At 52.2% G+C, this 19,811-nt stretch carries 15 protein-coding genes; 13 read left to right on the forward strand and 2 right to left on the reverse strand.

All coding sequences use genetic code 11. The annotated features are described in order from the left end of the window. Nucleotides 1-60: 60 nt before the first annotated feature. On the forward strand, nt 61-1,455 hold the full coding sequence (locus FEM44_RS21115; RefSeq protein WP_135522733.1) for a YchO/YchP family invasin: 1,395 nt from the start codon (nt 61-63) through the stop codon (nt 1,453-1,455). Here the strand turns inward: FEM44_RS21115 and narL are convergent, their stop codons facing one another. Both narL and narX read right to left on the reverse strand, forming a co-directional pair. Beyond that, on the reverse strand, nt 1,456-2,106 hold the full coding sequence (gene narL, locus FEM44_RS21120) for a two-component system response regulator NarL (RefSeq protein WP_000070491.1): 651 nt from the start codon (nt 2,104-2,106) through the stop codon (nt 1,456-1,458). It lies immediately after the preceding gene. Next, entirely contained in the window at nt 2,099-3,895 is a 1,797-nt protein-coding gene (narX, locus tag FEM44_RS21125) for a nitrate/nitrite two-component system sensor histidine kinase NarX (RefSeq protein ID WP_135522732.1), read from the reverse strand. The genes narL and narX overlap by 8 nt, the downstream gene beginning before the upstream one ends. A 338-nt stretch (nt 3,896-4,233) precedes the next feature. On the opposite strand from narX, the gene narK reads away from it, so the two are divergent. The 12 genes from narK (at nt 4,234) to FEM44_RS21185 (ending at nt 19,798) form a co-directional block, all read left to right on the forward strand. Further along, nucleotides 4,234-5,625 (forward strand): nitrate transporter NarK, encoded by a 1,392-nt coding sequence (narK, locus tag FEM44_RS21130; RefSeq protein ID WP_135522731.1) that lies wholly within the window; start codon nt 4,234-4,236, stop codon nt 5,623-5,625. 393 nt (nt 5,626-6,018) lie between these two features. Continuing rightward, on the forward strand, nt 6,019-9,762 hold the full coding sequence (locus FEM44_RS21135) for a nitrate reductase subunit alpha (RefSeq protein ID WP_135522730.1): 3,744 nt from the start codon (nt 6,019-6,021) through the stop codon (nt 9,760-9,762). Beyond that, nucleotides 9,759-11,297 (forward strand): nitrate reductase subunit beta, encoded by a 1,539-nt coding sequence (gene narH / locus FEM44_RS21140; RefSeq protein WP_046082940.1) that lies wholly within the window; start codon nt 9,759-9,761, stop codon nt 11,295-11,297. Before FEM44_RS21135 ends, narH begins: the two co-directional genes overlap by 4 nt. After that, the gene (gene narJ / locus FEM44_RS21145) at nt 11,294-12,004 is read left to right on the forward strand and encodes a nitrate reductase molybdenum cofactor assembly chaperone (RefSeq protein WP_000571676.1); all 711 of its coding nucleotides are present in this window, start codon (nt 11,294-11,296) and stop codon (nt 12,002-12,004) included. Before narH ends, narJ begins: the two co-directional genes overlap by 4 nt. Then, nucleotides 12,004-12,681: a respiratory nitrate reductase subunit gamma gene (narI, locus tag FEM44_RS21150; RefSeq protein WP_001160110.1), complete on the forward strand. Its 678-nt coding sequence runs from the start codon at nt 12,004-12,006 to the stop codon at nt 12,679-12,681. The genes narJ and narI overlap by 1 nt, the downstream gene beginning before the upstream one ends. A 235-nt stretch (nt 12,682-12,916) precedes the next feature. Then, a complete protein-coding gene (locus FEM44_RS21155) occupies nt 12,917-13,924 on the forward strand; it encodes a 3-oxoacyl-[acyl-carrier-protein] synthase III C-terminal domain-containing protein (protein ID WP_135522729.1) in 1,008 nt (335 codons plus the stop codon). Continuing rightward, nucleotides 13,921-14,937 carry an NAD-dependent epimerase/dehydratase family protein gene (locus tag FEM44_RS21160; RefSeq protein ID WP_135522728.1) on the forward strand — a complete coding sequence of 339 codons (1,017 nt, stop codon included), beginning with the start codon at nt 13,921-13,923 and terminating at the stop codon, nt 14,935-14,937. The genes FEM44_RS21155 and FEM44_RS21160 overlap by 4 nt, the downstream gene beginning before the upstream one ends. Continuing rightward, on the forward strand, nt 14,915-15,721 hold the full coding sequence (locus FEM44_RS21165; protein WP_135522727.1) for an MBL fold metallo-hydrolase: 807 nt from the start codon (nt 14,915-14,917) through the stop codon (nt 15,719-15,721). Before FEM44_RS21160 ends, FEM44_RS21165 begins: the two co-directional genes overlap by 23 nt. Next, nucleotides 15,718-17,004 carry a F390 synthetase-related protein gene (locus tag FEM44_RS21170; protein WP_135522726.1) on the forward strand — a complete coding sequence of 429 codons (1,287 nt, stop codon included), beginning with the start codon at nt 15,718-15,720 and terminating at the stop codon, nt 17,002-17,004. The genes FEM44_RS21165 and FEM44_RS21170 overlap by 4 nt, the downstream gene beginning before the upstream one ends. Then, complete coding sequence (locus FEM44_RS21175) at nt 17,001-17,603, forward strand: phosphatase PAP2 family protein (RefSeq protein WP_135522725.1); 603 nt, start codon at nt 17,001-17,003, stop codon at nt 17,601-17,603. Before FEM44_RS21170 ends, FEM44_RS21175 begins: the two co-directional genes overlap by 4 nt. Then, the gene (locus FEM44_RS21180; protein ID WP_135522724.1) at nt 17,596-18,720 is read left to right on the forward strand and encodes a sterol desaturase family protein; all 1,125 of its coding nucleotides are present in this window, start codon (nt 17,596-17,598) and stop codon (nt 18,718-18,720) included. The genes FEM44_RS21175 and FEM44_RS21180 overlap by 8 nt, the downstream gene beginning before the upstream one ends. Continuing rightward, nucleotides 18,707-19,798 (forward strand): fatty acid desaturase family protein, encoded by a 1,092-nt coding sequence (locus FEM44_RS21185; RefSeq protein ID WP_135522723.1) that lies wholly within the window; start codon nt 18,707-18,709, stop codon nt 19,796-19,798. The genes FEM44_RS21180 and FEM44_RS21185 overlap by 14 nt, the downstream gene beginning before the upstream one ends. Nucleotides 19,799-19,811 lie beyond the last annotated feature (13 nt).

Here is a 19,811-nt window from a genome sequence, read left to right on the forward strand (position 1 = left end):
CCAGTAATCGTTATTCTATAAAGCTGTAGCTGTTCATTTTTATTGGAAATTACTGACGTTTTGAGCCGTTTCGTCCCCCGCATTATCGCAATTTGTTTACTCTTGCTGCTGGCAGGCGGTATAGCTAGCGCACAGTCCTCTTTTAAGCAGCAAGCGGCAAATCCTTTTGATAACGACAGTGACGCTCTTCCTGACTTAGGAATGGCAGCGGAAAATCATGACGGTGAAAAACATTTTGCTGAAATTGTGAAAGATTTTGGTGAAACCAGTATGACTGATAACGGTCAGGACACTGGCGAGCAGGCGAGAGCTTTTGCGTTGGGAAAAGTCCGCGATGCGCTTAGCCAGCAGGTCAATCAGCACGTGGAATCCTGGCTATCGCCGTGGGGGAACGCCAGTGTCGACGTCAAAGTGGATAACGAAGGGCATTTTACAGGTAGCCGGGGGAGCTGGTTTGTACCGCTACAGGATAACGAACGTTATCTTACATGGAGCCAGATTGGGCTCACTCAGCAGGATGATGGTCTGGTCAGTAACCTTGGCGCAGGCCAACGCTGGGCGCGTGGCAACTGGCTGGTGGGATATAACACTTTTTATGACAACTTGCTGGACGAAAATCTCCAGCGTGCTGGATTTGGCGCTGAAGCCTGGGGCGAATATCTGCGCCTGTCTGCAAATTATTATCAGCCTTTTGCCTCCTGGCGTGAACAGACCGCCACGCTCGAGCAACGAATGGCGCGTGGTTACGACTTGACGGCCCGGATGCGGATGCCGTTTTACCAGCATATCAACACCAGCGTTAGCCTCGAACAATATTTTGGTCAGAGTGTTGATTTGTTTAACACCGGCACGGGTTATCACAATCCCGTCGCCTTGAGTCTTGGACTAAATTACACACCAGTCCCACTCGTTACAGTAACCGCCCTGCATAAACAGGGGGAAAGTGGAGAAAGGCAAAATAACCTCGGACTGAATATTAACTACCGTTTTGGCGTGCCGCTCAACAAACAACTTTCTGCTGGCGAAGTTGCTGAAAGCCAGTCGCTACGCGGCAGTCGCTATGACAATCCGCAGCGAAATAATCTGCCGACTATTGAGTATCGGCAGCGTAAAACCTTAACGGTGTTTCTGGCGACGCCGCCCTGGGATCTTAAACCTGGTGAAACCGTGCCACTGAAATTACAAATTCGCAGTCATTACGGTATTCGGCAATTGATCTGGCAGGGAGATACGCAGATGTTAAGTCTGACATCGGGAGCGACCGCCAATAGTGCGGATGGCTGGACGTTGATCATGCCGGACTGGCAAAGTGGGGAAGGGTCGAGCAATCAATGGCGATTGTCGGTAGTGGTGGAGGATAATCAGGGGCAGCGTGTCTCCTCCAATGAGATCACGCTAACGCTTGCCGAACCTTTCGACGCAATGTCGAACGACGAACCGCTCTGGGAACCGTAATCAGAAAATACGTTCCTGATGCACCCATACCGCAGCTTCTACACGAGATTTGAGCTTCATTTTTTTCAGCATGTGTTTCACATGCACTTTAACCGTGCTTTCAGTGATGTCCAGGCGACGGGCAATCATCTTATTCGGTAAGCCCTGGGCTATTAGTTTTAGAATGTCGCGTTCACGTGGCGTTAACTGGTTAACATCACGCTCAGTCGTAGCGCGGTTAGCGCGCAGGCTGGCGGCCAGAACAGGGGTTAACGCTTCGCTTAAGACCATTTCGCCAGCGGCAGCCTGATGCAATGCTTTCAGTAAATCTTCTGGCTCCATATCTTTTAACAGATAGCCATCTGCACCACGTTTCAATGCGGTTACCACGTCCTCTTCATGGTTAGAGACGCTGAACACCACAATACGGCCGGAGAGGGACTTTTCGCGCAGTTTATCCAGCGTTTCCAGACCGTTCATGCCGGGCATATTGAGATCTAACAGGATCAGATCGGGATCAAGAGATTCCGCCAGTTCAATACCCTGTTCGCCATTACTCGCTTCGCCAACCACCGTGATATCCGGTGCCATACTGATAAGCTGTTTCACGCCAGTTCGCAGCATCGGATGATCGTCGATCAGCAGGATAGTAGCCGGTTCCTGATTACTCATGGGTATCTCCTTGGACGTCTGTGAAAGTTTTTTCGGGAATAAAGGTGACTACCACTTCAGTGCCACCTGATTCACGACGGCGGACGCGGCAGTCGCCACGTAAACTTTGCGCACGGTCGCGCATAATTATCATGCCGTAGTGATTGCTGCGGATGGCATTTTCAGGCACGCCGCAGCCATTATCCTGAACGGTCAGTTTTACCTGATTATCATTTTGCGCCACCGTAACCACCACCTCACTTGCTTGCGAATGTTTGAGGGCGTTACTTAATGCCTCACGGGCAATTTGCAACAGATGGATTGCCTGATGTGAAGGCACCAGACGTGGCGGCAATTGGTAATTCAGCTTCACCGGGAAACCAAATTTGGCGCTGTACTCTTCGCAGCTCGCCTCCAGTGCGGGACGTAATCCTGGTTCGGTGAGCTGTAAACGAAATGTGGTGAGTAACTCACGCAACTGCGCCCAGGACGCATTCAGTTCGTTACGGATCTGGCTTAACAGTTCGCGGCTGCTTTCTGGCAGCGCGTCGCCTTGCATCTGTAAACAACTTACCTGCATTTTCATGCAAGAGAGCGATTGAGCAATAGAATCATGCAGTTCGCGCGCAATGGTGGCACGCTCTTCCATCACGATCAACTGCTGCTGGCGCTCCTGATGGCGATCCAACGCCAGCGTGGCGGTGAGCTGTTCAACCAGGGTATCCACCAGTTGTTGTTGATCATGGCTAAGATGACGCCCCTGCGGCAGGGTAGCCAGCAAAATACCATACTGCATATGAGAATCCGCTAACCGCCATTTCAACGTAGTGCCGCGATCGCCAACGGGTAAAACGCCGCGTGGGCAGAGATGGCAGCCTTTATCATCGCAACTCATATCTGGCTGACAGGTGAACTCCTGATGGTTCTCTTCATCTTCCGTGTCATATACCCGTAGTTCGATATCACGCAACAGAGTTAAATTTTGTAGACCGTTAAGCACAGGCGACAGGCGTTCACACAGCGGAGCGCGGGAATGCAAACGGCGGTTGGCCTGCCACAAAAAAGAGAGAATCTGATTTTTATGCTCCAGTCCGGCAGTTTTCTCCTGTACCCGCTGCTCAAGCACGGCATAACTTTCCGCCAGTTCAGCAGACATATTGTTCAGTGCAGTCCCCAACATCGCCATCTCGTTGCGTCCGCTGATATTCGCTCTCTTACTAAAATCGCGATGACTGACGGCGCTGGCCATTGCCAGTAATTGTCGCCACGGTTGAAGCAAACGTGCTCGCAGCCAGATAATGGTAAACACCAGTAAAAGCGCCATAAAGAGCGCCATTACCCGGTGGACCAGCACAACTGTCTCAATACGCGTTTCGGTGGTGCGGTCAAAACCAGAAACCAGTTGATCAAGCCCGGCAACAAACTGGCTGACGTCTGCCGACACCGTTTCGCGGTTTTGTGCACGCAACAGCGCAGGAATCAATTCATTGCGCCAGTAATCCTGTAGCCCCTGTAATTGCGCCAGTTGCCCGTCTCGTTCCGCCGCACGAGTTAACTCGGTGCTAAATGCCGTTTGTTCCATCTCTTTGATTAAGGGCTTGTCATTCTCGCTTAATGGCACAGCCGCCAGCAGACGGTAACTTTGCATGCGCAGCGATCCCGCTTTGTTGATCGCATGGGCGCTGCCCTGAACGCCTTGCACCAGCCAGCCAGAAACTGCCATCCCCGCTAGTCCAATGGCGGTAGAAAGCAAAACAATCAGCGCAACCTGATTAACCAGGGTGAGCGGAGAGAGACAACGTTTAAGCATATAAACCTCTTCCTTCAGGCTTTGAATGAGCAATAACCTTAATGAATGTGACGATACATTCTGGAATGGCATTATTCTCGGCTATTGGCTGAAGTATACCCATACCCGGAAAGAGTTACTCCTTATTTGCCGTGTGGTTAGTCGCTTTACGTCAGTAAGGGTAGGGATTTTACAGTGTCGTGAAAAATCTCAAAATTTTTATGAAATCTCTGTACTCACTATGGGTAATGATAAATATCAATGATAGATAAAGTTATATTGTCGTTTGATTTACATCAAATTGCCTTTGGCTACAGACACTAAGGTGGCAGACATCGAAACGAGTATCAGAGGTGTCTATGAGTCACTCATCCGCCCCCGAAAGGGCTACTGGAGCAGTCATTACAGATTGGCGACCGGAAGATCCTGCGTTCTGGCAACAACGCGGTCAACGCATCGCCAGCCGTAACCTGTGGATTTCCGTTCCATGCCTGCTTCTGGCGTTTTGCGTATGGATGTTATTCAGTGCCGTTGCGGTGAACCTACCGAAAGTCGGCTTTAATTTTACGACCGATCAGCTATTTATGCTGACTGCGCTACCTTCAGTTTCTGGCGCATTATTACGTGTTCCATACTCCTTTATGGTTCCAATCTTCGGTGGTCGTCGCTGGACGGCATTCAGCACCGGTATTCTGATTATTCCTTGCGTCTGGCTGGGTTTTGCCGTTCAGGATACCACTACGCCATATAGCGTCTTCATCATCATCTCTCTGCTGTGCGGCTTTGCTGGCGCGAACTTCGCCTCCAGTATGGCAAACATCAGCTTCTTCTTTCCGAAGCAGAAGCAGGGTGGTGCGCTGGGCCTGAATGGTGGTCTGGGCAATATGGGCGTCAGTGTTATGCAGCTGGTTGCTCCGCTGGTGGTATCACTGTCAATTTTTGCTGCATTTGGTAGCCAGGGTGTAACACAGCCTGATGGCACCGAGCTGTATCTGGCGAACGCGTCCTGGGTATGGGTGCCGTTCCTCGCCATCTTCACCATCGCTGCGTGGTTTGGCATGAACGACCTTGCTACCTCGAAAGCCTCCATCAAGGAGCAGTTACCGGTACTCAAACGTGGGCATCTGTGGATTATGAGCCTGCTGTATCTGGCAACCTTCGGTTCGTTTATTGGCTTCTCAGCAGGTTTTGCCATGCTGTCCAAAACGCAGTTCCCGGATGTGCAGATTTTGCAGTACGCCTTCTTCGGGCCATTTATTGGTGCGCTGGCGCGTTCCGCAGGTGGTGCATTATCTGACCGTCTGGGCGGCACGCGTGTCACACTGGTGAACTTTATCCTGATGGCGATTTTCAGCGGCCTGCTGTTCCTCACCTTACCGACTGACGGGCAGGGCGGAAGCTTTATGGCGTTCTTTGCGGTCTTCCTGGCACTGTTCCTGACCGCTGGGCTGGGTAGCGGCTCCACCTTCCAGATGATTTCCGTGATCTTCCGTAAACTGACGATGGATCGCGTGAAAGCAGAAGGCGGTTCTGACGAACGTGCCATGCGTGAAGCGGCAACCGACACTGCTGCGGCGCTGGGTTTCATCTCTGCGATTGGCGCTATCGGTGGCTTCTTTATCCCGAAAGCGTTTGGTAGCTCACTGGCGTTAACGGGTTCGCCAGTCGGTGCAATGAAAGTATTTTTGATTTTCTATATCGCCTGCGTGGTGATTACCTGGGCGGTATACGGTCGGCATTCTAAAAAATAAATCGTAATATTTGATTATCCTTTGCGCGGCGTAATGTCGCGCTTTTTTTATTTCTCATTTAGTTACAACATACTTTAAGAGCGATAATTATTTTCAATTGCGTCAATTAAGCACCATTAATATGTCATCCATGGGGGATACTCCTTAATACCCACCTGTATAAAAATCCGAAGTGTATAAATGTGAGATAGTATAAAAACCATTAATTTACAGTCTGTTAGATATAAACCATTAATTACCCTTAAGGAGTATCTTAGGAATTTACTTTATTTTTCATCCCCACCACTCTTGATCGTTATCAATTCCCACGACGTTTCAGAGCGTTACCTTCGTTTTAAACATTAGCAATGTCGATTTATCAGAGAGCCGACAGGCTCCCACAGGAGAAAACCGATGAGTAAATTCCTGGACCGGTTTCGCTACTTCAAGCAGAAGGGCGAAACCTTTGCCGATGGGCATGGCCAGCTTCTCAATACCAACCGTGACTGGGAGGATGGATATCGCCAGCGTTGGCAGCATGACAAAATCGTCCGCTCTACCCACGGGGTAAACTGCACCGGCTCCTGTAGCTGGAAAATCTACGTTAAAAACGGTCTGGTGACCTGGGAAACCCAGCAGACTGACTATCCGCGTACCCGTCCGGACCTGCCAAACCATGAACCTCGCGGCTGCCCGCGCGGTGCCAGCTACTCCTGGTATCTCTATAGCGCCAACCGCCTGAAATACCCAATGATGCGCAAACGCCTGATGAAAATGTGGCGTGAAGCGAAGGCGCTGCATAGCGATCCGGTTGAGGCATGGGCTTCTATCATTGAAGACGCCGATAAAGCGAAAAGCTTTAAGCAGGCGCGTGGACGCGGTGGTTTTGTTCGTTCTTCCTGGCAGGAAGTGAATGAACTGATCGCCGCATCTAACGTTTACACCATCAAACACTACGGCCCGGACCGTGTCGCTGGCTTCTCGCCAATTCCGGCAATGTCGATGGTTTCTTACGCATCGGGTGCGCGCTATCTCTCGCTGATTGGCGGTACTTGTTTGAGCTTCTACGACTGGTACTGCGACCTGCCTCCTGCGTCTCCGCAAACCTGGGGCGAGCAAACTGACGTTCCGGAATCCGCTGACTGGTACAACTCCAGCTACATCATCGCCTGGGGTTCAAACGTGCCGCAGACGCGTACCCCGGATGCTCACTTCTTTACTGAAGTGCGTTACAAAGGCACCAAAACTGTTGCTGTCACGCCTGACTACGCTGAAATCGCCAAACTGTGCGATCTGTGGCTGGCACCGAAACAGGGCACCGATGCGGCAATGGCGCTGGCGATGGGCCACGTAATGCTGCGTGAATTCCACCTCGACAACCCAAGCCAGTATTTCACCGACTATGTGCGTCGCTACACCGACATGCCGATGCTGGTGATGCTGGAAGAGCGCGACGGTTACTACGCCGCGGGTCGTATGCTGCGCGCTGCCGATCTGGTGGATGCGCTGGGCCAGGAAAACAATCCGGAATGGAAAACAGTCGCCTTTAATACCAATGGCGAAATGGTTGCGCCGAACGGTTCTATTGGCTTCCGCTGGGGCGAGAAGGGCAAATGGAATCTTGAACAGCGCGACGGCAAAACTGGCGAAGAAACCGAGCTGCAACTGAGCCTGCTGGGTAGCCAGGATGAGATCGCTGAAGTGGGCTTCCCGTACTTTGGTGGCGACGGCACTGAACACTTCAACAAAGTAGAACTGGAAAACATTCTGCTACACAAACTGCCGGTGAAACGCCTGCAACTGGCTGACGGCAGCACCGCCCTGGTGACCACCGTTTATGATCTGACGCTGGCAAACTACGGTCTGGAACGTGGCCTGAACGACGTTAACTGTGCAACCAGCTATGACGATGTGAAAGCTTACACTCCGGCCTGGGCTGAGCAGATTACCGGTGTTTCTCGCAGCCAGATTATTCGCATCGCCCGTGAATTTGCCGACAACGCTGACAAGACGCACGGTCGTTCGATGATTATCGTCGGTGCGGGTCTGAACCACTGGTATCACCTGGATATGAACTACCGTGGTCTGATCAACATGCTGATTTTCTGCGGTTGTGTCGGTCAGAGCGGGGGCGGCTGGGCGCACTATGTTGGTCAGGAAAAACTGCGTCCGCAAACCGGCTGGCAGCCGCTGGCGTTTGCCCTTGACTGGCAGCGTCCGGCGCGTCACATGAACAGCACCTCTTATTTCTATAACCACTCCAGCCAGTGGCGTTATGAAACCGTGACTGCGGAAGAACTGCTGTCGCCGATGGCGGATAAATCCCGCTATACCGGACATCTGATCGACTTCAACGTCCGTGCAGAACGCATGGGCTGGCTGCCGTCTGCGCCGCAGTTAGGCACTAACCCGTTGACTATCGCTCGCGAAGCAGAAAAAGCCGGGATGAATCCGGTGGATTACACCGTGAAATCCCTGAAAGACGGTTCCATCCGTTTTGCAGCAGAACAACCAGAAAACGGTAAAAACCACCCGCGTAACCTGTTCATCTGGCGTTCTAACCTGCTCGGTTCTTCCGGTAAAGGTCATGAGTTTATGCTCAAGTACCTGCTGGGGACGGAGCACGGTATCCAGGGCAAAGACCTGGGGCAGCAGGGCGGCGTGAAGCCGGAAGAAGTGGACTGGCAGGACAATGGTCTGGAAGGCAAGCTGGATCTGGTGGTGACGCTGGACTTCCGTCTGTCGAGCACCTGTCTCTACTCCGACATCATTTTGCCGACGGCGACCTGGTACGAAAAAGACGACATGAATACTTCGGATATGCATCCGTTTATTCACCCGCTGTCTGCGGCGGTCGATCCGGCCTGGGAAGCGAAAAGCGACTGGGAAATCTACAAAGCCATCGCCAAGAAATTCTCCGAAGTGTGCGTTGGTCATCTGGGTAAAGAAACTGACATCGTCACGCTGCCGATCCAGCACGACTCTGCCGCTGAACTGGCGCAGCCGCTGGATGTGAAAGACTGGAAAAAAGGCGAGTGCGACCTGATCCCAGGTAAAACCGCACCGCACATTATGGTCGTAGAGCGCGATTATCCGGCAACTTACGAACGCTTTACCTCTATCGGCCCGCTGATGGAGAAAATCGGTAACGGCGGTAAAGGGATTGCCTGGAACACCCAGAGCGAGATGGATCTGCTGCGTAAGCTCAACTACACCAAAGCGGAAGGTCCGGCGAAAGGCCAGCCGATGCTGAACACCGCAATTGATGCGGCAGAGATGATCCTGACACTGGCACCGGAAACCAACGGTCAGGTAGCTGTAAAAGCCTGGGCTGCCCTGAGCGAGTTTACCGGTCGTGACCATACGCATCTGGCGCTGAATAAAGAAGACGAGAAGATCCGCTTCCGCGATATTCAGGCACAGCCGCGCAAAATTATCTCCAGCCCGACCTGGTCTGGTCTGGAAGATGAACACGTTTCTTACAACGCCGGTTACACCAACGTTCACGAGCTGATCCCGTGGCGTACGCTCTCTGGTCGTCAGCAGCTGTATCAGGATCACCAGTGGATGCGTGATTTCGGTGAAAGCCTGCTGGTTTATCGTCCGCCGATCGACACCCGTTCGGTGAAAGAAGTGATGGGCCAGAAATCCAACGGCAACCCGGAAAAAGCGCTCAACTTCCTGACGCCGCACCAGAAGTGGGGTATCCACTCCACCTACAGCGACAACCTGCTGATGCTGACTTTAGGTCGCGGTGGTCCGGTGGTCTGGCTGAGTGAAGCCGATGCCAAAGATCTGGGTATTGCCGATAACGACTGGATTGAAGTCTTCAACAGCAACGGTGCACTGACTGCCCGTGCGGTTGTCAGCCAGCGTGTTCCGGCAGGGATGACCATGATGTACCACGCGCAGGAACGTATTGTTAACCTGCCTGGTTCGGAAATTACCCAACAGCGTGGGGGTATCCATAACTCGGTCACCCGTATCACGCCGAAACCGACGCATATGATCGGCGGCTATGCCCATCTGGCATACGGCTTTAACTACTACGGCACTGTAGGTTCTAACCGCGATGAGTTTGTTGTAGTGCGTAAGATGAAGAACATTGACTGGTTAGATGGCGAAGGCAATGACCAGGTACAGGAGAGCGTAAAATGAAAATTCGTTCACAAGTCGGCATGGTGCTGAATCTCGATAAGTGCATCGGCTGCCACACCTGTTCAGTTACCTGTAAAAACGTCTGGACCAGCCGCGAAGGCGTGGAATACGCGTGGTTCAACAACGTTGAAACCAAGCCGGGTCAGGGCTTCCCGACCGACTGGGAAAACCAGGAAAAATATAAAGGTGGCTGGATCCGTAAAATCAACGGCAAACTGCAACCGCGCATGGGTAACCGCGCCATGCTGCTGGGTAAAATCTTCGCTAACCCGCATCTGCCGGGTATCGACGATTATTACGAGCCGTTCGATTTTGATTATCAGAACCTGCATACCGCGCCGGAAGGCAGCAAATCACAGCCGATTGCCCGTCCGCGTTCGCTGATTACCGGCGAACGGATGGCGAAAATCGAAAAAGGACCGAACTGGGAAGATGACCTGGGCGGTGAGTTTGACAAGCTGGCGAAAGACAAGAACTTCGACAACATCCAGAAGGCGATGTATAGCCAGTTCGAAAACACCTTCATGATGTATTTGCCGCGCCTGTGCGAACACTGCCTGAACCCGGCATGTGTGGCGACCTGCCCGAGCGGTGCGATTTACAAGCGTGAAGAAGATGGCATCGTCCTGATCGATCAGGACAAATGCCGTGGCTGGCGTATGTGCATCACCGGATGCCCGTACAAAAAAATCTACTTCAACTGGAAGAGCGGTAAGTCTGAGAAGTGCATTTTCTGCTATCCGCGTATTGAAGCCGGTCAGCCGACGGTGTGTTCAGAAACCTGTGTTGGTCGTATCCGTTATCTCGGCGTGCTGCTGTACGATGCGGACGCCATTGAACGTGCGGCCAGCACCGAGAACGAAAAAGATCTCTACCAGCGTCAGCTGGACGTGTTCCTCGATCCGAACGATCCGAAGGTCATCGAGCAGGCGATTAAAGATGGTATCCCGCTGAGCGTTATTGAAGCCGCACAGCAGTCGCCGGTTTATAAAATGGCGATGGAATGGAAACTGGCGCTGCCGCTGCATCCGGAATATCGCACACTGCCGATGGTCTGGTACGTGCCGCCTCTGTCTCCGATTCAGTCCGCAGCAGACGCTGGCGAGTTGGGCAGCAACGGCATTTTGCCAGACGTCGAAAGCCTGCGTATTCCGGTACAGTATCTGGCGAACCTGCTGACCGCAGGCGACACCCAACCGGTACTGCGTGCGCTGAAACGCATGCTGGCGATGCGTCATTACAAACGTGCTGAAACCGTTGACGGTAAAGTTGATACCCGTGCGCTGGAAGAGGTTGGCCTGACCGAAGCCCAGGCACAGGAAATGTATCGTTATCTGGCGATTGCTAACTACGAAGATCGCTTTGTGGTACCAAGCAGCCATCGTGAACTGGCGCGGGAAGCATTCCCGGAGAAAAATGGCTGCGGCTTTACCTTTGGTGACGGCTGCCACGGTTCAGATACCAAATTCAATCTGTTCAATAGCCGTCGTATCGATGCCATCGATGTGACCAGCAAAACGGAGCCGCATCCATGATCGAACTCGTGATTGTATCGCGTCTCCTTGAATATCCGGATGCTGCCTTATGGCAGCATCAACAGGAGATGTTCGAGGCGATTGCCGCGTCGGAAAATTTGTCGAAAGAAGATGCCCATGCGCTGGGCATTTTCCTGCGCGATTTAACGGCGCTGGATCCGCTGGATGCCCAGGCGCAGTACAGCGAACTGTTCGACCGTGGTCGCGCCACGTCACTGTTGCTATTCGAACATGTTCACGGTGAATCCCGCGATCGTGGTCAGGCGATGGTGGATTTACTGGCGCAGTACGAGCAGCACGGCTTGCAGTTAAACAGCCGCGAATTGCCGGACCATCTGCCGCTGTATCTGGAATATCTGGCGCAGCTGCCGCAAAGCGAAGCCGTGGAAGGTTTGAAGGATATCGCGCCGATTCTGGCATTGCTGAGCGCGCGTCTGCAACAGCGTGAAAGCCGTTATGCCGTGCTGTTTGATCTGCTGCTGAAACTGGCGAATACCGCTATCGACAGTGACAAAGTGGCGGAAAAAATTGCCGATGAAGCGCGCGATGATACGCCGCAGGCGCTGGATGCCGTCTGGGAAGAAGAGCAGGTTAAGTTCTTTGCAGACAAAGGCTGCGGTGATTCAGCAATCACTGCTCATCAGCGTCGCTTTGCCGGTGCCGTCGCGCCGCAATATCTGAATATCACCACCGGAGGACAGCACTAATGCAATTCCTTAATATGTTCTTCTTTGATATCTACCCGTACATTGCCGGGGCGGTCTTCCTGATTGGTAGTTGGCTGCGCTATGACTACGGGCAGTACACCTGGCGCGCGGCATCCAGCCAGATGCTGGACCGTAAAGGAATGAACCTGGCGTCGAACCTGTTCCATATCGGGATTCTGGGGATTTTCGTCGGCCACTTCTTCGGTATGCTGACGCCGCACTGGATGTATGAAGCGTGGTTGCCGATTGAAGTGAAACAAAAAATGGCGATGTTTGCTGGTGGTGCCAGCGGCGTGCTGTGTCTGATTGGTGGCGTGCTGTTGCTGAAGCGTCGTCTGTTCAGCCCACGCGTGCGTGCAACCACTACCGGAGCGGATATCCTGATCCTGTCGCTGCTCGTTATCCAGTGCGCGCTGGGCCTGTTGACCATTCCGTTCTCCGCCCAGCATATGGACGGTAGCGAGATGATGAAACTGGTTGGCTGGGCGCAGTCGGTAGTGACCTTCCACGGTGGTGCTTCTCAACACCTTGATGGTGTGGCGTTTATCTTCCGTCTGCACCTGGTGCTGGGGATGACGTTATTCCTGCTGTTCCCGTTCTCGCGTCTGGTGCACATCTGGAGCGTACCGGTGGAGTATCTGACACGTAAGTATCAGCTGGTGCGCGCTCGCCACTAAACACGACATAGTGCCTGATGCGCTGCGCTTATCAGGCCTACAGAGTCATACAATTCATTGATATTACGTGATATGTATGCCGGATAAGGCGTTCACGCCGCATCCGGCATAACGTAATGCACGTTGTCAGCCTGCTGAAATCATCAGTTACACATTGTCGATATTTCAGATTGTAGAGAAACGAACCTCATCTATATGATTGGCCCACCTATGGAGCAGTGAAGGAGCACTGACCGTGGATCAACCTGATCAATCGACGATCTCTGCGGCATTAAAAATAATCGCCACGGGGATCGCCTTACCACCTGATAAAATTACCTCTCAACAACTGGATGTTCAGTTAAATAAACCTGCGGGCTACGTTGAGCTACGTTCCGGCATTTGCTGGCGCTATTTTGCCAGCAACGATGCCAGCCAGGCCGAACTGGCGGCAGAAGCTTTGCATAATGCGTTAGCATCGGCTGCCTTAAAACCTTCTGATATTGATCTGTTAATTTGTGCGTCAGCCATTGCCGTACAGGCATTACCCTGTAGCGCAATTCATATTCTTAAAGCCGCTGCTATGCCCGCAGGCATTGCCGGATTTGATATCAATAGCAGCTGTGTCAGCTTTATCTCCGCTCTGGAAGTTGCTGCAGGATTACTTAACTGTGGAGCATACCGGCGCATTGCCATCGTCTCGGCAGATATCGCTTCACGCGGTATCGACTGGAATCATGAAGAGTCTTCATTAATTTTTGGTGATGGCGCGGCATGCGCGATTGTCGAGCGGGGCGATGGTAGCAGCGGGATTGTTGCCAGCCTGATCGAAATGTATCCCGAAGGCAGCGAACTGTGTGAAATTCGTGCTGGCGGCACGCGGTGTAATCCTCGTTCAGGCGTCAGTGATAGCGACTTTCTTTTTCATATGCAGGGGAAACCGCTGTTTCGTTTTGCCTCTTCGCTTATTGAAAATTATTTTTCACGCTTACTGCAAAAAAGCGGCCTGAAACTGACTGATATTGGTACTGTTATTCCGCATCAGGCCAGTCATCTTTCCCTTGAACATATGCGTAAACGACTGCGAGTACCGGAATCTGCGCTTATTGATGTCTACCGTTTCTACGGCAATCAGGTCGCGGCCTCTATCCCCACGGCGCTGCATGAAGCGATGATTAGCGGTCGTTTTACTGCGAATAAACCTGCGATGTTGATTGGCACGGCGGCGGGATTAACGCTGGCAGGCATGGTGCTTTTACCGTGAAGATCCTCGTGACGGGGGCGACTAGCGGTCTGGGGCGAAATGCTGTGCAATATTTATTGCAATCAGGTGTGTCGGTTGTGGCAACAGGGCGAAATCGTGAGGTCGGTAAAAGTCTGACAAGCGAAGGCGCGCAGTTTGTGGCTCTCGATTTAACCGAGGCAAACGAGGATGACTGCGCCCGGTTGATGGCGGGCTGCGATGCCGTCTGGCACTGTGCGGCAAAGTCTTCGCCATGGGGCGACAAAACGGCATTCTGGCTTGCTAATGTTAAAGCGACCCACACCCTGGCACATGCGGCAGGCAGGCTGAATATTCCCCGGTTCATCCATATCTCCACGCCTGCGGTTTACTTTGATTTTCAACATCACTATGACCTGCAAGAAACTTATCTTGCGCGATCATTATCCAGTCATTACGCCAGCAGTAAATATGCCGCTGAGCAAGCTATTGCTGGCGCTGTTTCTCGATATCCTGCCACGAGGTTTATTCTTTTGCGTCCCCGTGGTTTGTTTGGTCCTCATGACCAGGTGATTGTTCCTCGTCTGATGAAGCAACTGCAACAGGGCGGCGGTTGCTTACGTTTGCCGCGCGGGGGGGAAGCATTATTGGATCTCACTTTCGTGCAAAACGTGGTGTATGCCATGCAGCTGGCAACGCAAGTTGAAGGATTACGCTCTGGCGGTATTTACAACATCAGCAATCATCAGCCGCAGAAATTATCTGTAATGCTTGACGCCTTGCTGCGCCAGCAACTGGGCTTGAATTACCGCATTGCTACCGTTCCCTGGCCTTTGCTTTCTCTGGTCGCGCGCGGCCTGGAGCTGTACGGGAAATGCGTTAATCAGGAACCTGTTATCACACGTTACAGCGCCGGAACACTCTGTTTTGATATGACGCTGAGTGCGCAAAAGGCCATTACAGAGCTGGGATATCACCCGCGCTTTTCGATGGAACAAGGTATTGTAATCACGGGACAATGGCTGAGGGAACATGGCAAAAATAACCGTATTTGAAACGGGCTGGTGTACCCATATTGGCTGTATTGCGCTGAAAGGGGCTGGGCTGAAAGTGTGTAAGTTCCCCGCCCGCGCCTGGCTGCTGGAAGTGGGCGAGAAACGCTGGCTGTGGGACACCGGCTATTCATCGTGGTTCGAACACTACACGCAATCCGGCGTATTTCGTCTTTATCGCCAGGTCACGCCGGTGTATTACGATCCACAACAGGCGCTGGTGCGGCAACTTTCCGCACACGGACTGGCGGCTAAAGATGTTGATGCGATTATTCTGTCGCATTTTCATGCCGATCATATTGCTGGTCTGCGCGATTTCCCTGATGTCGCTTGCATCTGTTCTGGTGAAGGCTGGCGGCAGGTAAGAACGCTGCGTGGCATAGCCGCACTGCGTCAGGCCTTTGTGCCCGGATTGATCCCGGAAAATTTTGAGTCTTCACTGCGCTTTATTGAAAGTTTTTCATCGGTGAATTTACCCCCAGAACTGGCGCCGTTTGAGTGCGGCTATTTGCTGCCAGAAAGCAATGGCGAAATTATCCTCGTGCCGCTTCCTGGTCATGCTGCCGGACATATTGGTGCGTTTGTGTTAACCGACAATGGCTGGACTTTACTGGCTGCCGATGCCGCTTGGGCACCCGCAAACTACTGCGAACTGCGAGGGCCTTCACCACTGGCGCATCTGGTTATGTCGGACAGCCACGCTTACTACCGCACGCTTGGGCAATTACATCAGCTTTGGCAAAATGGCGCAGTGGACATTCGTTTGTGCCACGAGGGGGATTTATGATCCCGTTGACCTTGCTCTGGCGCTACTTTCGTACCCGCAGGCTGCGTTTCACCGATCGCCAGGCGCTGGAAAACTGGCAGGCAAAAAGGCTGCATCTGTTCCGGCAAAACGTCTTATCTAAAAGCCCGTGGTTTCAGCGTTATCTGGCATTACCGTTTAACCAGTGGCCATTGATGGACAAAGCGTTAATGATGACGCACTTCGATGAGATGAATACCGCAGGTTTAAAGCGCGATGAGCTTCTCGCCTGTGCGATGCGCAGTGAGCAGAGCCGTGATTTCAAACCCAGCGTTGGCAAGTTCAGCGTCGGGCTTTCATCTGGCACATCGGGGCGTCGTGGGCTTTTCGTGGTTAGCCCACACGAGCAACAGATTTGGGCTGCCGGTGTGCTGGCAAAAGTGTTGCCCGACGGTTTATTTGCCAGAGAGCGGGTGGCGTTGTTTCTGCGCGCGGACAACAACCTCTATCAAAGCGTGAATAACCGCTGGTTAAGTCTCGACTTTTACGATCTGCTGGCGCCATTTCAGACGCAACTCAAACTTTTGCAACGGCGAGCGCCCACAATTATTGTCGCGCCTGCCCAGGTATTACGCGCACTGGCGCTGGCGGTGATTGCCGGGGAGTTAACGCTAAAGGTCAAAAAAGTGATTTCGGTGGCGGAAGTTCTGGAGTCGCAGGATCGGGAATTACTGCGAAGCGTGTTCAACAATGTGGGCGAGATTTATCAGGCGACAGAAGGCTTTCTCGCCTCTACCTGCCGGTGTGGCACGTTACATCTCAATGAAGAATTTGTTCACATTGAACCGCACTGGCTGGATGAACGCCGTTTCGTGCCGATCGTCACAGACTTTACCCGCACCACGCAGCCGGTGGTGCGTTATCGACTTGATGATGTGCTGGTGGCAAGCGAACAGCCATGCCCTTGTGGCAGTGCGACAATGGCGATTGCGCGTATCGAAGGGCGGCAGGATGACCAACTGCAGCTGCCGACAAGATCTGGCGATATTCAGACCGTTTTTGCCGATGCCTGTAGCCGTGTGCTGGCGATTACGCTGCCGTTAACCGCTGATTATCGCCTGCTACAAACCGGGGCAGCACAGCTAACGCTAATAGCAGATTGCGAACCGAGGATGCTGGAGCATTGCCGGGAGGCATTGAATTCGTTGTTTTTGCGCCAGAATATCGCAGTGGAGAACTTGATATGGTTCCTTGAGTCGCAACCAGTGCCAGTTGCTTTTACAGCCAAGCGGCGGCGAATTGTGCGTCAGTGGGGGCGAGAATGAGTAATCTACTGCTACGCCTGAAACAGATACTGCTTGGCTGGGGAACCGTTGGGGTTATCTACAACTTTAGCGACTACCTGCAAGGTGAGGGATATCAATTAACACCGTCAGTAATTGATAATTTAATTGCGTTTTCTCCTTCTGCAGTGTGGCTGTACCTCTCGTTTTTTCTCCTTGTACCGTTAGGCTATTTATCAACGCCGCTTTGCCATCTACGCTGGCTGGCACGGTCAATGCAACTTTCGGCACTGGTAGCTGGCCTGTTTTATCTTCTCTGGCCCACAACAATGCAATATCCCTCGTTTGGTCAGTCGGGGATATCTGCGGGTGCGCTCAACGGGTTGATCGCCATTGACTCAAGCCAGAACTGTTTTCCCTCTTTACACGCGGCGCTCACGCTGTTGGCGGTATGGGCGATTGCCAAAAAGGGGAACCGTTGGCTGACATTATTGAGCGTGGTCTGGGCGATAGCGATCGCCTTTTCGATTTTGCAATTACGCAGACATTTATTTATCGATTTAGTAGGCGGCGCGTTGCTGGCGACGATTTGCGGTTGGATATGCGCAACATGCGAGAAAAGGAAGACACATTATGAGTGATTTACTGTTTCCCATCATATTGATGATGCTGTTGGTGTTAGTCGAAGCGGGCGTGTTGCAGATTTCCAGGCGGCAAAAAGTGGACTGGCTGGACGTGATTTTTAATATTAACTCCGGTCATATGATGCTGTGGTTATTTCGCTGCCTGGAAGTGCTCTGCTATAGCCTGGTGGTCAATCACTTAAGCATTGGCCTGTTTGATAATGCACCGGTTGTCCTGTTATGGCTATTTACTTTGCTGGTGTGGGATTTGGGCTTTTACTGGCTACATCGATGGCATCACGAAATTCGCCCGCTGTGGGCGGTACATGTGGTGCATCATCAGGGGGAACACTACAACCTGTCATTAGGCGTGCGGAACTCGTGGTACTCCTCGTTAACGTCAATCCCGTTTTTTCTGCTGTTGGCGATGCTGGGTGTGCCGTTGCAGGTCTTTTTGGCGGTTTCTATTATTCACTACAGTTGGCAGTTTTTTAACCACAGTGCGCTAACGCCGAAACTGGGCTGGCTGGAAAAAGTGCTTATCACGCCCTCGCACCATCGTGTCCATCATCTTAATGAAAAGCAATATGCCGATACTAATTACGGTGGCACCTTTCTGTTGTGGGATAAACTTTTCGGTTCGTATAGTGCAGGGCCGGACCATGCCGTAGGCTATGGCGTGAAAAATAGTCGCTTGTCCTGTAACCCGATGCGTGAAAGTAATCTGCCGTTTTTACGCTTAATGGGCTTTCGCTCATTCGGCAAAGCGATTGAGCGTCGCTACCAAAGTTCCGCGTGGGCAGTGGGGGCAGGGGTGATTCTGCTGTTTATGCTTGTGCTTGGCTACATCCAGCAATACGGCTATGGCATTGAGTTTATTACCAGTGAGCAGGTTGTATTATTTGTGTTGCTGGTGGCTGGTTCAGTAGCCTTAGGGGGGATGAGTGATGGACAGCGTTGGGGAATGATTCTTTGGTGTTCTGTGACGGTGTCACTACTCTATTTTATTCTTTATATGTGTTCATGGAGCACTTTGCTCTGGAAGGGATTAGCGGGCATTTTGCTGGCTCATTGTGCGTTATTCGTAATCGGGGTGGGACGTAAATCGCTCAGGAAACACTATGAACCTGTTTAAGCCAGACAGGTTAATCACTTTTCCTGCCGATGATCCGCATCTGGTGAAAGAGTTGCAGAATGGTACGAAATCGTACCTCGCAAAAGCAGGCGATCATCGTTATGCCGACGGCTGGGCATTCACCAAAATGGCGGCACTGATTATTGCCTGTTTATCCTGCTATTCACTGGCGTTGTCTCAAAGTCAGTGGGGACTGTATCTGTTGTGGTATCTGGCGATGATGTTTTGCGCCATGCTATTAGCCGTCAATGTAGTGCATGACGCGTCGCACGATGCGTTTTTACGTGGTAAAAAGGCCAATACCTGGCTTAACCGGTGGGTTGCAATTCCTATGGGGCTTGATCCGGACTGCTGGCGAGTACGCCACGTACGCTTTCATCACGGCTTTACCAATATTGAATTTTACGATCCTGACACCGCAGAAAATGGCATTCTTCGCCAGACACCGTGGCAACGCTGGCGACCTTTTATGTGCCAGCAACATTGCTACTGGCCACTGGTCGCGGCGCTCACCTTTCCCTGGTATATCTGGGTAGTGGACTGGCTCGATCGCGCAGGGTTTACGCCGGTAACACGGCATCTGGCCCTGCGGGGTTTTGCTGGCTGGGGGTATTTCTTAGCCGGGAAACTGGCGCATTGTGCGCTGTGTCTGATACTTCCCTGGCTTTTGTCTGATTTTAGTTTCATGACCATCCTGCTGACTTATCTGCTTAGCCAGCTGCTGGCGTCATTGATTTTTGTGATGTTGATTATCGGAACGCACTGGGCGAAGGGGCATACGCAGTTACCGCCAGAAGAGGGAAAAATGGCCGTGGGCCGGCTGGCGCATACCTTCGCCACTACCTTTGACTGGACGCCGCAACCTGCATGGCTTGGCTACTGGCTGGGCGGAATTAATTTGCATCTTACCCATCATCTTTTTCCTCACTGGCATCACCGCCATTATCCAGCGTTAAGCCGCATTATCGCGCAAATTGCCAGCCAGCAAGGTCTGGATTATCAGTTATTGACGTTAGCGGATTTGCTGAGGCTACAGCAGCAGTTTTTACGGCGAATGGGGGAGAAGCAGATAGATTGAGAAACGAATTAAG

The organism is Escherichia sp. E4742, assembly GCF_005843885.1.
Lineage (GTDB): Bacteria > Pseudomonadota > Gammaproteobacteria > Enterobacterales > Enterobacteriaceae > Escherichia.